The 13580-nt window shown below is 58.5% G+C and carries 13 protein-coding genes and 1 pseudogene; 8 read left to right on the forward strand and 6 right to left on the reverse strand.

The annotated features are described in order from the left end of the window. Positions 1-78 precede the first annotated feature (78 nt). Positions 79-1008 (reverse strand): DUF4880 domain-containing protein, encoded by a 930-nt coding sequence (locus ACSPX5_RS28585; protein ID WP_439820709.1) that lies wholly within the window; start codon positions 1006-1008, stop codon positions 79-81. After that, a complete protein-coding gene (locus tag ACSPX5_RS28590) occupies positions 1005-1493 on the reverse strand; it encodes a sigma-70 family RNA polymerase sigma factor (protein WP_439820710.1) in 489 nt (162 codons plus the stop codon). The genes ACSPX5_RS28585 and ACSPX5_RS28590 overlap by 4 nt, the downstream gene beginning before the upstream one ends. Positions 1494-1667: 174 nt before the next feature. Between ACSPX5_RS28590 and ACSPX5_RS28595 the strand changes: the two genes are divergently transcribed. The 4 genes from ACSPX5_RS28595 (at position 1668) to ACSPX5_RS28610 (ending at position 6229) form a co-directional block, all read left to right on the forward strand. Further along, positions 1668-1973, forward strand: coding sequence for a DUF3649 domain-containing protein (locus ACSPX5_RS28595; RefSeq protein ID WP_169428931.1), 306 nt, complete (start codon positions 1668-1670; stop codon positions 1971-1973). Positions 1974-2039: 66 nt separating this feature from the next. Further along, entirely contained in the window at positions 2040-2606 is a 567-nt protein-coding gene (locus ACSPX5_RS28600) for an RNA polymerase sigma factor (protein ID WP_439820711.1), read from the forward strand. Then, positions 2603-3592, forward strand: a complete 990-nt coding sequence (locus tag ACSPX5_RS28605) for a FecR family protein (RefSeq protein ID WP_169428932.1) — start codon at positions 2603-2605, stop codon at positions 3590-3592. The genes ACSPX5_RS28600 and ACSPX5_RS28605 overlap by 4 nt, the downstream gene beginning before the upstream one ends. A 207-nt stretch (positions 3593-3799) precedes the next feature. Next, a complete protein-coding gene (locus ACSPX5_RS28610) occupies positions 3800-6229 on the forward strand; it encodes a TonB-dependent siderophore receptor (protein ID WP_439820712.1) in 2430 nt (809 codons plus the stop codon). On the opposite strand, the gene ACSPX5_RS28615 is transcribed toward ACSPX5_RS28610, so the two are convergent. Continuing rightward, positions 6230-7105, reverse strand: coding sequence for a helix-turn-helix domain-containing protein (locus ACSPX5_RS28615; RefSeq protein ID WP_439820713.1), 876 nt, complete (start codon positions 7103-7105; stop codon positions 6230-6232). Between the two features lie 220 nt (positions 7106-7325). Between ACSPX5_RS28615 and ACSPX5_RS28620 the strand changes: the two genes are divergently transcribed. Together ACSPX5_RS28620 and ACSPX5_RS28625 are read left to right on the forward strand one after the other, a co-directional pair. After that, the gene (locus ACSPX5_RS28620; RefSeq protein WP_439820714.1) at positions 7326-7805 is read left to right on the forward strand and encodes a hypothetical protein; all 480 of its coding nucleotides are present in this window, start codon (positions 7326-7328) and stop codon (positions 7803-7805) included. Positions 7806-8036: 231 nt separating this feature from the next. Beyond that, a complete protein-coding gene (locus ACSPX5_RS28625) occupies positions 8037-8939 on the forward strand; it encodes a DMT family transporter (RefSeq protein WP_169428937.1) in 903 nt (300 codons plus the stop codon). Positions 8940-8959: 20 nt separating this feature from the next. Here ACSPX5_RS28625 and ACSPX5_RS28630 read toward each other — a convergent pair whose 3' ends face one another. Continuing rightward, positions 8960-9469: a DUF2165 family protein gene (locus ACSPX5_RS28630; protein ID WP_169428938.1), complete on the reverse strand. Its 510-nt coding sequence runs from the start codon at positions 9467-9469 to the stop codon at positions 8960-8962. A gap of 135 nt (positions 9470-9604) precedes the next feature. Then, complete coding sequence (locus tag ACSPX5_RS28635) at positions 9605-10579, reverse strand: 2-hydroxyacid dehydrogenase (RefSeq protein WP_439820715.1); 975 nt, start codon at positions 10577-10579, stop codon at positions 9605-9607. A gap of 272 nt (positions 10580-10851) precedes the next feature. Between ACSPX5_RS28635 and ACSPX5_RS28640 the strand changes: the two genes are divergently transcribed. Together ACSPX5_RS28640 and ACSPX5_RS28645 are read left to right on the forward strand one after the other, a co-directional pair. Beyond that, the gene (locus ACSPX5_RS28640) at positions 10852-11145 is read left to right on the forward strand and encodes a transposase (protein WP_169428789.1); all 294 of its coding nucleotides are present in this window, start codon (positions 10852-10854) and stop codon (positions 11143-11145) included. Then, on the forward strand, positions 11142-12005 hold the full coding sequence (locus tag ACSPX5_RS28645; protein ID WP_439820716.1) for an IS3 family transposase: 864 nt from the start codon (positions 11142-11144) through the stop codon (positions 12003-12005). The genes ACSPX5_RS28640 and ACSPX5_RS28645 overlap by 4 nt, the downstream gene beginning before the upstream one ends. Positions 12006-12438: 433 nt before the next feature. Here ACSPX5_RS28645 and ACSPX5_RS28650 read toward each other — a convergent pair. Continuing rightward, positions 12439-13580: pseudogene (locus ACSPX5_RS28650) on the reverse strand (IS481 family transposase).

Genomic DNA, 13580 nt, shown 5'->3' on the forward strand with positions numbered 1-13580 from the left:
TCTGAAAAACGGCTCATTTATTTTTACAGGGGACGCGGAGCCCCCGGGGTTGAGCTCCCACGCAGAGCGTGGGAGCGATCAGGCTCTGCCTTCGACCGTCACCCAGTAGCGAGTAAAGCGCTTCACTTTGACTGGCAGGCTGATTGCCAGCAGGTCGAGAATCCGCTCGCTGTCGTCCAGTGGATAAGTCCCTGAAATCAGCAGGTCAGCCACTTTCGCATCGCAATTGAGCTGCCCGCGACGGTAGCGACCCAGTTCGTCGAGGAAGTCGCCAAGGCGCATGTGCGCGGCCACCAGCATGCCGTCGGCCCAGGCGCCGCTGTTGGCGTCCAGCGGTTTTGCCGCACTGACGCCGGTGGAGCTGAAACTCAGTTGTCGGGCGACCGGCAGCAGCATCGGCGCGCGACCTTGCGCATTCAATTCGACCCGACCTTCAAACAGCGCAACCTGCGTGCGGTCGGCAAACTGCCGCACGTTTATTCGCGCGCCCTGGGTTTTCAGCAGGCCCTGGGCGGTTTGTACTTCGAAGGATTGTGTGGCGGTCAGCAGCATTTCGCCTTCGAGCAGACGGATCAGACCATCGCCCCGGACATCCGCCGCGCTGGCGGTGTTGAGCTGCAACTGGCCGCCGGCGCCGAGCGAGATCTTGCGTCGCTGACCGATCGGGCTGCGGTAATCGGCCAGCAACGACGGCAATGGATTGTGCTCGCGCATTCCCCAGGTGACTGCCGAGCCGGCGCCGAGAATCAGCAACAACTTCAGCGTCTGACGCCGGCTGGCGGATTTCGGCGCATTCAACGCGGCGTGGGCCAGTGGCGACGACAATCCGCGCAGCCGCGAATTGACCCGCTGAATGTGTTCCCACGCACGGCGGTGTTCGCTGTGGGCGTCGATCCATTGTTGCCAGGCTTGTTGCTGGCGCGGATTCAATGGGCCCTGCTGCATTTCCAGCAACCAGCGCACCGCCTGCTCGGCGACCTGCGCGGAAAAATCCATCGGCGGGTTCACAGGGCGAAATAGCAGCGCATCGCCGCTTTATTCAGATGACGTTTGACCGTGGCCACGGAGATACCCAGTTCAGCGGCGATCTGTGGATAGGTCAGGCCATCGACCTGCGCCAGCAGAAATGCGCGTTTGACCGCGCGCGGCAGACCGTCGAGCAACTGATCCAGCTCCATCAGGGATTGCAGGATGATCGCTTTCTCCTCTTCCGAAGGTGCGACCATTTCCGGCATCTGCGCGAGGGTGTCGAGGTAGGCGCGCTCCAGGTCCTGACGGCGGTAATGGTTGAACAGCACGCGCTTGGCCAGAGTGGTGAGGAACGCACGGGGTTCGATGATCACCGGCGGCTCGCGGGCGGTCAGGACGCGGATGAAGGTGTCCTGGGCCAGATCGGCGGCGCTGTCCGGGCAGCCGAGTTTGCGCCGCAGCCAGCCGGTGAGCCAGCTGTGATGGGCCTGGTAGAGCGATTCGACAGGATGGGCGGACGACAACGGCATCACTCCGGGCGCATGCAGGATGCGTTAGAGAACAAGAATGGTTCGCATTGTAGGGCTGTGCGTAAGTGCCGGCAATCAGACTCTTTTGCGTATGAGAATATTTATCATTAATATTGTTTGCCTGTCGTCTGGCTGTTGGCCGGGCGTTAACCGTTTCAGGGTCGAAACATGAAAGCCAAACTCGCCGCACTTCCCATGTCCTATCGTCTGGCTGTCACGTCGCGGGTGCTCGCGGCGGTGTTTGGCGGCTATCTGGTTGCGGCGCTGGCCAGTGTCACGCTGACCCTGTGGTTACCGCTGAACCGCGCCGAAGCAGTCGTTACCGGGATGACCGTCTCGTTTCTGGTTTACCTGGTGGCCGTGCTCTGGTGTTTCGCCTGCCGCAGCGCGTGGGCGGCGTGGGTCGGGCTGCTGGTGCCGAGTGTGATTCTGGCGACGATCTCCGGCGCTGCTCGGGGTCTGGGTTACGCATGAAAGAGGATTCAAGGCAGGCAATGACCAGCCCACTACCGCTCCCTGTCGCAGGGTTCTTGAACTGAGATGCTGATCAGCCATCCGCCCGAGCCCCGCGACGACGAGCCCCACGGCGCCCGCGCGCACTTTCTGCAGGTGTTTCTGTCCCAACGTTCGCAAATGGAAGCGCTGGTGAACCGGCGCGTCGGTTGCAGGGCGACGGCAGCGGATCTGGTGCAGGATCTGTTCCTGCGTTTCTGGCGCCGGCCGCTCGTTCAGGTGGAAGAGCTCAGCACTTATCTTCTGCGCTGCGCCGGCAACATTGCGATCGACCACTTGCGCAGTGAAGGCACGCGGGTTCGGGTCAATGAAGGCTGGCAACCGGACGAACCCGACAGTAGCGCCAGCGAGCCACAGGCCGCGCTCGAAGCGGGTAATGATCTGCGCCACGTCGAAGCAGCGTTGCGCGCCTTGCCCGAGCGCACGCGGCAGATCTTTTTGCTCAATCGCATCCACGGGCGCAAGTACGCCGAGATCGCCAAGGCCATGGGCCTGTCCCAAAGCGCCGTGGAAAAACATATGATGCGCGCCCTCGAGGCCTGCAAGGCCAGCCTGCGCGAACCCGCGCCACGCCTGCCAGGGAAAGCACCGTGAACCACACTGACCGCGTCACCCCGACGCCCGCTCAGGAGCAGGCGGCTTTTGCCTGGCTGAGCCTGTTGCATGACCGCCCCAGCACCGGTGATCAACTGACCTTCAGTCAATGGCTGCATGCCGATCCCGCGCATGCCGAGGCATACGCCCAGGCGCAGGTCATCTGGGAGTTGAGCGAAGGGCCGGCGCGTACTCTGGCCGATGAAGACGCTCTGGCGTTGCAGGGATTGCTCAATGCGATGAACCGACCGCGCCGTACGCCCCTTCGACGCTGGGCCGGTGGACTGGCCATGGCGGCCTGTCTGTTGCTGATGATCAGCCTCGGCACCGGTTGGCAGCCGCAGCGTTGGGTCGATGATCTGGGCGCCGATTATGTTTCGGCTCCCGGCGAAATCCGCACCGTGATCCTGGCCGATCAATCGCAGGTGACGCTGGACGCTGACAGCGCTATCGCCGTGGATTTCAGTCATGGCGAACGGCATGTGCAATTGCGCCGCGGCGCCGGATTTTTCAGCGTGACTCACACCGGCGAGTCGTTCGTGGTCGAGGCCGAGAGGGGCCAGGCGCGGGTGCTCGGTACTCAGTTCGAAGTACGCCTGCAACCTCGTGGGGCTCAGGTCACCGTGTTGTCCGGACGCGTCGGTGTGACGGCGGCAAGAGACGCCGAACAACAGATTCTCACTGCTGGCCAACAGGTTGCGTATGGCGAAGGTTCGGCGCAAAAACTGCACGCCGTGGACAGCGAAGCGCAACTGGCCTGGCGTCAGGGCTGGCTGACTTACTACAAGTCGACACTGGCCGATGTGGTGCAGGATCTGCGGCGCTATTTTCCCGGACGGATCGTGTTGCTCAACGACGAACTGGGCGCGCGCAAAGTCAGCGGCAGCTTTCCGAGCAAGGACCCGCAAGCGGTGCTGAACTCGCTGCAAGGGGTGTTGGGATTCGAGCAGCATCAATTGCCGGGAAATCTGATAATTCTTCGTTGATCTCACTGGCCCTTTCGTGAGCAAGCTCGCACAGGGAAGTGCATTTCAGGGTGAGAGCGAGCTTGCTCGCGAAGGCGTCGGCACTGACAAAATCTCATTCTGAAAATATTTTCAATTTAGTGGTGAGGTAAATCCCGATGCCATCCGTGTAGTGACTGAAACTGCGAGTCATTCGCATCCGTTGCGGTTCTACACAGGTCATGAGCAATGAAGTCCAGGGCAAAATCGGGTTCGGTCAAACAGTGGTTCGGCGCCTCGGCGCTGAGTTTTGCGGCGTTGGCATTACTGCCGATGAGCGTGGCGCAAGCCGCTGAAAGCAACAGCAGCCAGCCTCAGAAACAATTCAGTTTTTCCCTGACCGCCAAACCGCTGCCGCAGGCCTTGAGCGATTTCAGTCGCGTGACCGGCCAGAGCGTGGTCTACACCGTCGAAGCGCCTTACGGCCTCGAAGCGCCGGCAATCAATGGCCAGATGAGTGCCGAACAGGCGCTGCAACGTCTGCTCAGCGGTTCCGGCCTGACCTTCCGTCGCACCGACAGTCATACGTTGATGCTCGAACCGCAGCCCATCGAGGGCGCACTGAACCTCGGTGCGACCACTATCACCTCGATGGAAAATCAGCCGCTGAGTTACCAGCCACCGGAAACCAGTTCGGTGATGCGCTCCTCCGCTTCGCTTCAGGAAATCCCGCAGACCGTCAACGTGATCCCGACCCAGGTCATTCGCGACCAGGCGCCGCGCAATCTCGATGACGCCCTGGCCAACGTCAGCGGCATCACCCAGGGCAACACCTTGGGCAGCACCCAGGATTCGGTCATGACCCGTGGCTTCGGCGATAACCGCAACGGCTCGATCATGCGCGACGGCATGCCGGTAGTGCAGGGCCGTGGCATGAACGCCACCGTGGATCGCGTCGAAGTGCTCAAGGGCCCGGCCTCGCTGCTGTACGGGATTCAGGACCCGGGCGGCGTGGTCAACATGGTCAGCAAGAAACCCGAACTTGAGCAGTACAACGCCCTGACCCTGCGGGGCTCGACTTACGGCGACGGCAAGAACGGCAGCGGCGGTTCGTTCGACAGCACCGGTGCGCTGGGTGATTCCGGCCTGGCCTATCGCATGGTGCTGGATCACGAGGACGAGGATTACTGGCGCAACTTCGGTACGCACCGTGAATCGCTGATCGCGCCGTCGCTGGCCTGGTACGGCGAGCGCACCAAGCTGTTGTTCGCGTATGAGCATCGGGAATTCCTGACGCCGTTCGACCGTGGCACGCTGATCGATCCACGCACCAACCATCCGTTGGACATTTCGCGCAACGAACGTCTCGACGAGAAATTCAACGACATGGAAGGGCGTTCGGACCTCTACCACTTCGAGGCCGACCACGAACTCAACGATGACTGGAAAGCCCATTTCGGCTACAGCTGGAACCGCGAAACCTATGACGCCAGCCAGGTCCGCATAACCGCCATCGACACCAAAAAAGGCACCCTGACCCGCAGCATGGACGGCACCCAGGGCGCGATCAGTACCGACCGTTTCACCACTGCCAGCCTCGAAGGCAAGGTCAAGGTGCTGGGCATGCAGCATGATCTGGTGTTCGGCGTCGACGACGAGTACCGCAAGATCTACCGTGCCGACCTGATCCGCCAGAAAAGCCTGAGCACCTTCAGTTACGTCAATCCGGTCTATGGCCGCGAAGTCGAAGGTACCACCGTCAGCCCGGCGGACAGCGCGCAGACCGATCTGCTGCGCAGTGATTCGGTGTTCCTGCAGGACTCGATCCACCTCAACGACCACTGGATTCTGGTGGCCGGCGGGCGTTTCCAGGAGTACGACCAGTACGCCGGCAAAGGCGTGCCGTTCAAGGCCAACACCGACAGCAACGGGCAGAAGTGGGTGCCGCGTGCCGGCCTGGTTTATCGCTATACCGACGCGTTGTCGTTCTACGGCAGCTACACCGAGTCGTTCAAACCGAACTCGACCATTGCTCCGCTCAGCGGCAGCAGCACCGTGCTCGACGGCAGCATCGCACCGGAAGAAGCCAAGTCCTGGGAACTGGGCGCACGCCTCGACATTCCGGGCCGCGTCACCGGCAACATCGCGCTGTTCGACATCAAGAAACGCAACGTGCTGGTGGCCAATGCCGAAGGTCCGACCACGATCTACAGCGCCGCCGGTGAAGTACGTTCCCGCGGTCTGGAAGTGGACCTGACCGGCCAGCTCAGCGACCGCTGGAGCATGATCGGCAGCTACGCCTACACCGACGCCGAGGTCACCGAAGACCCGGACTACAAAGGCAACAAGCTGCAAAACGTGGCGAAGAACACCGGCTCGCTGTCGGCGGTCTATGACTTCGGCAGCGTGATCGGCGGTGATCAACTGCGTGTCGGCGCCGGCGCGCGGTATGTCGGCGAGCGAGCGGGTAACGCGGTGAATGATTTCGAACTGCCGAGCTACACCGTGGCCGACGCGTTCGCCACCTACGACACCAAAGTGGAAGGGCAGAAGGTCAAGTTTCAGCTCAACGTGAAGAACTTGTTCGACCGCACCTATTACACCTCGGCGGCCAGCCGGTTCTTCGTGTCGATGGGTGATTCGCGGCAGATTTCGTTGTCCAGCACGCTGGAGTTCTGATCAGCGCAAAAACGCCTGGCGATACTCGCCGGGCGTTCCACCCAGCACCTGGCGAAAGCGGTTGGTGAAGTGGCTGGCACTGGCAAATCCGCATGCCAAGGCAATCTCCCCCAACGGCAACGCCGTGCCCCGCAACAACTCCCGCGCCCGGTTCAAGCGCCGTGCCAGCACATACTGATGCGGCGGCAGGCCGAAGCTCACCCGGAACATCCGCGCAAAGTGGTATTCCGACAGCGCACACAACCCCGCCAATTGGCCAAGGCTGATCGGCTCTGCCAACTGGCTGTCGATGAACTCCACCAGTTGCCGACGTTGATGCGGCGCCAGTCCACCCTTGAGGCGCAAACCCTGACGTACGCCGACCTGACTCAGCAGGGTGTGGCTGATCAGTTCGTGGGCCAGGCTGCTGGTCAGCAGACGCTCGCCGGGTTCGTCCCAGTTCAGGGTCAGCAACTGGCGAAACCGGCGGGCCTGTTGCGGATCTTCGAGGAAAGTCTGTTCGCGCAGCTGCATTTCCCGAGGCTCGCGATCCAGCAGCGTCACGCACCCCAGGGCAAATTGTTCAGCGCTGAAATACAGGTGGGCCAGGCGAATGTCGCCATTGATCACCCAACCCGATTCATGGTCGGCCGGCAGGATGCACAGCTTGTCCGGGCCGCCCTTGTTGCCGGGCTCGCCACGACGGAAGGTGCCGGTGCCGCCGGCGATGTAGCAGGAAAGGGTGTGATGACTCGGCGCTTCGTATTCCTGGGCGTCGTGGTGATTGGTCCACAGAGCTGCAGACAGGCCGTCACCCAACTCGGCGCTGTGCACAAGGCGTGCATTGGGCGAGCTGTTGAGGGCTTGAAAGACTTGCAGGGTATCGATGGCGGCCATGATCGGTTCTCTTCAACGCCTTGCATCCTACTCCGTAGATTTCGCGCTGCCAGCCAGTGCCTCTTAAAAACCGCAAGTTTTCGCAAGTCATGAAAAAAGTATCAACGGTTGGTTTTTAAGTGCGTTTAGTTCTTTAAGACTGTTAGAACTGACAGTTGGTAGATGTGGTGAATAAGTATTAGATGTGTGCTCACGACCCAAGTCCAAAAAGTGAAACGTCATGGCGGAAGAAAAATTGTGGGAGGAAGGATTTGAAGGCGTTACTCCAGGCCGGCATCAGATCCTCAAGCTTGCCCATTTTGATATTGAACTAAAAACGACATGGGGAACTGCAGATGTTCCATTGAACTGTCGTAGTGCTACACCGACGGAAACTGCCGCTGGATTCCTAGGCAATGTGCTTGAGTTTTCTGGTGACCCCATGTCCGAAGGTGTGCGCGCACAAATGAAGGTTACCCTGAAATCGGAGGAGCGAATTCTGCGCATCAGATGCAAATTGATTTCCACGTTCAACGCAGTTGTCCAGATTTTCAATCAGGATGGTCGATTTGTGGATGAAATCAACGTGAGTGACGGTCAGTTCGATTACTCAATTCGTGATAGTCAGTGGGACAGCATTGGTTGGTTGTCTATGTTTTACACACTCGATTATTCCGGCCCCACTGTCGATGGTTTTGAAGGTTATACGTGGAAAGTATAGTTTTTCGGATGGCCCAGAACGTTGCAGATCCAGTCGGTCTGCAACGTTGTTGCGCAAATTGTATTGGTACCGGGCTTTCTGGTGATGTTCTCGTTGAGACTCACCGCCTGTTCTCAGATCCCCGCAGTCTTGAATACTTCGTGCAGTGCGGGTAGTTAAAAAGAGCAATTTTTTGCAAGCGTGAAAGGTCGTCCTCAGCAGACACTGAAACCCAATCGAGGAGTGTCTGCCATGAACCTGTCGTTGTATTTGTTGACCGTGCTGATCTGGGGCACCACCTGGATTGCCCTGAAGTGGCAACTGGGCGTGGTGGCGATTCCGGTGTCAATCGTCTATCGCTTCGGCCTTGCCGCGCTGGTGCTGTTTGCGCTGTTGCTGCTCAGCCGTCGTCTGCAACCGATGAACCGGCGCGGGCATCTGATCTGCGTGGCGCAGGGCTTGTGCCTGTTCTGCGTCAACTTCATGTGCTTCCTGACTGCCAGCCAATGGATTCCCAGCGGTCTGGTGGCGGTGGTGTTTTCCACCGCGACCTTGTGGAACGCGCTGAATGCACGGGTGTTCTTCGGTCAACGCATCGCGCGCAATGTGCTGATGGGCGGGGCGCTGGGGCTGGGCGGACTGGGCCTGTTGTTCTGGCCGGAACTGGCCGGGCATCACGCCAGTCCGCAAACCTTGCTCGGCCTCGGTCTGGCGCTTTGCGGCACTTTGTGTTTCTCGGCGGGCAACATGCTCTCCAGCCTGCAACAGAAGGCCGGCCTCAAACCATTGACCACCAATGCCTGGGGCATGGCCTACGGCGCGGCGATGCTGTCGGTGTGGTGCCTGATCAAAGGCATTCCGTTCGAAATGGAATGGACGTCGCGCTACATCGGTGCGCTGCTGTACCTGGTCATCCCCGGTTCGGTGATCGGCTTCACCGCTTACCTGACCCTGGTCGGTCGCATGGGGCCGGAGCGCGCAGCCTATTGCACGGTGCTGTTCCCGGTCGTGGCGCTTAATGTTTCGGCATTTGCCGAGGGCTACCAATGGACGGCGCCGGCGTTGGCGGGGTTGGTGCTGGTGATGTTGGGCAATGTGTTGGTGTTCCGCAAACCCCGCGCACCGATACGGCCGACTCAAGGCAAACTGGCCTGAGGTTATTGGGCGCCGGATATTCAGCGCTCAATTTTTATGGCGATGTAAATCAATAATGGAAATATAAAGTCGACAATATGTCGGGCCCAGTCCTTGGCATTCCATGTTTGTGAAGTATCCATGTCGAACCATTCAACGCCAATGGTTTGCAGACCGACATAATAAACAAACATGGCGATCATCAAACCAATGATCGAGAGTTTCTTGGCTTCGTGGAAGGCGTCTGCCGATTCGTTGATTTTTCGATAAAGGTGGTAAGTACCCAGCAGGCAACAAATGGTGTAAATCACTTCAAGGGTAATGATCAACCAGTAAATACGGTGGTGCAGCATGGGCGAGGTAATTGCCCGATGTCGTATGTTTTCGTTGATCTGAGTGGTGTCCATGCTGAGGATGTGCCCGACATATTCATAGTTTGATGGGTAGTCGGTGAAGTTGCTGTACATCACTAGAATGCCGAAAAAACTGATGTAAGCCATCAAGATGACTTTGCTGTAGCGGATGAGTTGGTCGGTGCCGAGGTTTCTCAAGGTTAATGTCTCCAGAAAGTTTTAATTTTTGGAGATTCTATAGCGGAAGGAACTGGTCAGTTATTCAGTTCAATTGCAAGTTATGTGCGTCATGTCAGTGAACGGGCAAGTACTGCACAGTACTTGCCCGATTTATTATCCGCGCCAGACTTGCGGATTGACCAGATCCTGCGGCCGTTCGCCAAGCAGGGCGCTGCGCAGATTGGCCAGTGCACGGTTGGCCATGGCTTCGCGGGTTTCATTGGTCGCCGAGCCGATGTGCGGCAAGGTCACTGCATTTTTCAGCTGGAACAGCGGCGACTCGGCCAGCGGCTCTTTTTCGTAGACGTCGAGACCGGCGCCGCGTAGGCGGTTGTTCTGCAACGCTTCGATCAAGGCTGGCTCGTCGACCACCGGGCCACGGGAGATGTTCACCAGAATGGCGCTCGGCTTCATCAGTGCCAGTTCGCGATGGCTGATCAGGTGGCGGGTCTTGTCGCTGAGTGGCACGACCAGGCAGACGAAGTCGGCTTCGGCCAGCAGTTGGTCAAGGCTGCGAAATTGTGCGCCGAGTTCCTGTTCCAGTTCGGTCTTGCGGCTGTTGCCGCTGTAGATAATCGGCATGTTGAAGCCGAAGCGTCCGCGACGAGCGACGGCGGCGCCGATGTTGCCCATGCCGACGATGCCCAGGGTCTTGCCGTGTACGTCGCAGCCGAACAGTGGTGCGCCGACGCTGGCTTGCCACTGGCCGGCCTTGGTCCAGGCGTCCAGTTCGGCGACGCGGCGGGCGCTGCTCATGATCAGGGCGAAGGCCAGGTCGGCGGTGCTTTCGGTGAGGACGTCCGGGGTGTTGGTGAGCATGATCCCGCGTTCGTTGAAGTAGGCGAGGTCGTAGTTGTCGTAGCCGACGGAGACGCTGGAGACGACTTCAAGTTTTGCGGCATTTTCCAGTTGGGCCTTGCCGAGTTTGCGACCGACGCCGATCAGACCGTGGGCGTGGGGCAGGGCTTCGTTGAACTGGGCGTTGATGTCGCCGTTTTTCGGGTTGGGGACGATGACGTCGAAGTCCTGTTGCAGGTGTTCGATCATGGGTGGGGTGATGCGGCTGAAGGCCAGGACTGTTTTTTTCATTGGCATTGGGCTCGGGCTTGGCGGCTGATGTGATTGCCAAGCAAGCTAACATTTTCTGTTTGGGGTTGTCTTGGCGGCCTCTGGGCCGACCAGGCTCTTGGGGTTTTGGGTGAATATCCGTTTCTGCGGTAACGGCTTCTTAGGGTTCCGCCCTTACGGCGGGTCACTTTTGCAGACGCCGGAATGCCGACCCAGCCAAAAGTAACCATGGACCTGTCCCGTGACAACGGACGCCAAGAAGCGATACTTAAATCGCTATCTTGGAGGTTGCCATGTACCCAAGCACTCGCCGTAACTACACCGATGAGTTCAAGGCTCAAGCTATCGCACTCGCGGAAAGCGTTGGTAGAACCGAAGCCGCACGTCAGCTCGAGATGTCCGTGAAAACGCTCGATAACTGGGTTGATGCTGCGCGCAAGGGATTACCGTTGAGCTCTCCAGAACGCAAAGCCATCACCAAAGAAGACAGCGAGCTTGCGCGTTTGCGAGCGGAGGTGGCCGAACTCAAGATGGAGCGCGAAATCCTAAAAAAGGCGGCGGTATTCTTTGCCAGAGAGTCCAGGTGAGATACGCCTTCGTCGCTGCTGAACGGGCTCACTTCCCGGTGCGCATGCTGTGTCGGGTGATGGATGTTTCGATTTCAGGTTTTTACGACTACCAGCATCGCGAGGAGCGTCCAGATCGGGATGCGCAGATTCGCGTTGATTTGCGTAAGGTTTATATGGCCAGCCGAAATACATATGGCCGACCACGGCTGGTCGAGGCCTTACGGCGAAAAGCGCATACAGTGGGCCACAAGCGAGTGAGCCGGCTGATGCACGAAGAACGCATACGCGGTAGATCCAAAGGCGGTTTCAAGCCCCGTACCACCGACAGTCACCACTACTTGCCTGTTGCGAGAAATTTGCTCGCTCGTCAGTTTTCCATCGATAACCCCACACCGACTTGGGTCAGTGATATCACCTATATCTCAACCAAAGAAGGTTGGTTGTATCTCGCAGTGGTTTTGAGCATCCAGACGCGCCAAATATTGGGCTATAGCCTGTCGGATCGGATGCCCGACGATTTGGTCGAGAATGCCTTCCTGAATGCCTGGAGCGCCTGTTCCGGCTCTAGTGGTGTGGTTTTTCATTCCGACCAAGGGCGTCAGTATGCGAGTAGCAAATTCCGACTGGCCTTGGCCAAGAAAGACTTCACGCAAAGCATGAGTCGAAAGGGAAATTGTTGGGATAACGCAGTGGCTGAGAGCTTTTTCGCTACTCTGAAAAGGGAGGAGGCGTATGGCGTCTATCCCAGCAAGAGGCTGGCTCAACTATCAATCGCTAACTACATCCATGGGTTTTATAACAGCAGCCGACTGCACTCTGCCTTGGGGTACCGTTCTCCGAACGAATACGCCAGGGTCTTAAGGCAGGCGGCTAAATAGCCAGCTTCTTGGCGTCCGTTGTGATGGGGCAGGTCCACCAAAACGCTGGGCCCCGGCGTTCGGCACCTCGCTTTGGCTCGGTGTTCCTTCGTTCCGGGATTCATCCGGGGGCATCGCCTACGGTTTGCTTCGCTGCACCTCCTCTCGATGCATGCGGCTGCGCCGCACGGTCGCTGCGCTCCCACCCCCGGATGAATCCCTCCACTCAGCCTGCCGATGGGGCCGGCACGTCAAAAGCGGTACTCGAGCTAACGCTCATTGTGTTGAGTGGTGGAAAGCCAAAGCGGAGTTATGTGCGTTTTAGTACCTGAGTTCACCTCGGTGTTTCACGTCGGCGTAACTTCCCCAAACAACTCGGTCAGTTCCCTCTCCCTTGGGAGTGTATGTACCGGAGACATGGTGAACACATGTTCGGAGACATGGTGGACGGTTTTTAGATCCTCTTACCTGCCGTAACAATCTGCAAGTTCAAGTCGATTCGGGCGATACGATGTCTACTCCAGTAGACATCGTGGATGCCATCCTCCGCTGTTTCCCTGATCGCTATCGACAGCCCGTGAAATGCTTTTCCGATTGAGTATTCACGGTTCCTCCAGTAAATCTCGCCCTTCACCTGGACCTTTCTGACCACATCTCCGTCGGCGTATTCCGGCGCCATTTGCTGCTCCTGATACTCCCGAGGGCTGCTGCTGTAGCGAGTCGCCGGCACCTGCATATCCAGCGCTTGATGAGGACGTTTCTGGTTGTAGACATCACGCCAGATATCAAATGCCTGTTGTGCGCTGTTGAGGTCCGTGAAGTGCCGACCTTGCAGCACTTCACTCTTCAGGCTGCGGTGGAAACGCTCCAGTTTTCCCTGGGTCTGCGGATGATAAGGCCGGGAGTGACCTACCTTGATGCCCTGACCCATCAGCCAGACTTCCAGCGCGGTATAAACCCCAGTCTGGTCACCCCAGGGCGAACCGTTGTCCATCGTTATGCGCAAAGGCAAGCCGTAACGCCGAAAGACCCGGATTAGATGCTCCTGGACGGTGTCACGCTGCTCATTGGCGCACGCGGCGATACACATCGAAAACCGCGAGTGATCGTCCAGTATCGTCAATGGATGGCAACGCCCTGACTCAGGCTGAAATGGCCCTTGAAGTCCATCTGCCAGAGATCGTTGGGCGCTTCATGCTCGAACCGGATAAACGGTTTGATCTCAGCAGCCTTTGGATCAACGCGCGAATGACGCTGTAAAACTGCATGCACAGTACTGACGGAAGGCATCGCTAAACCTTTGTCTTCCAGCACGCGTTTGAGCTTGCGAGCGCCCCAAGCCGCGTACTCCTGACTCACGATCAGAATCTGCTTCTCCACCTCGTCAGCACAACGTTTGGGGGACGTCTTCGGTCGTCGTGACTGATTGTTCAGCCCCTCGGCCCCTGATTTTTCAAACCTGCTGAGCCATTTGTAGGCAGTGCTTGGGCTGATGTTGAATCGACGGCAAAGCTGCCGAACATTGGCCCCTTCTTGCCGAGCCAAAAGCACGAATTCTGTACGTAGCTGCACGGTAGACACCTCTTCCCAAGACAC

The sequence above is a fragment of the Pseudomonas sp. HLG18 genome (assembly GCF_051903985.1).
Classification (GTDB): Bacteria; Pseudomonadota; Gammaproteobacteria; order Pseudomonadales; family Pseudomonadaceae; genus Aquipseudomonas; species Aquipseudomonas fluorescens_BT.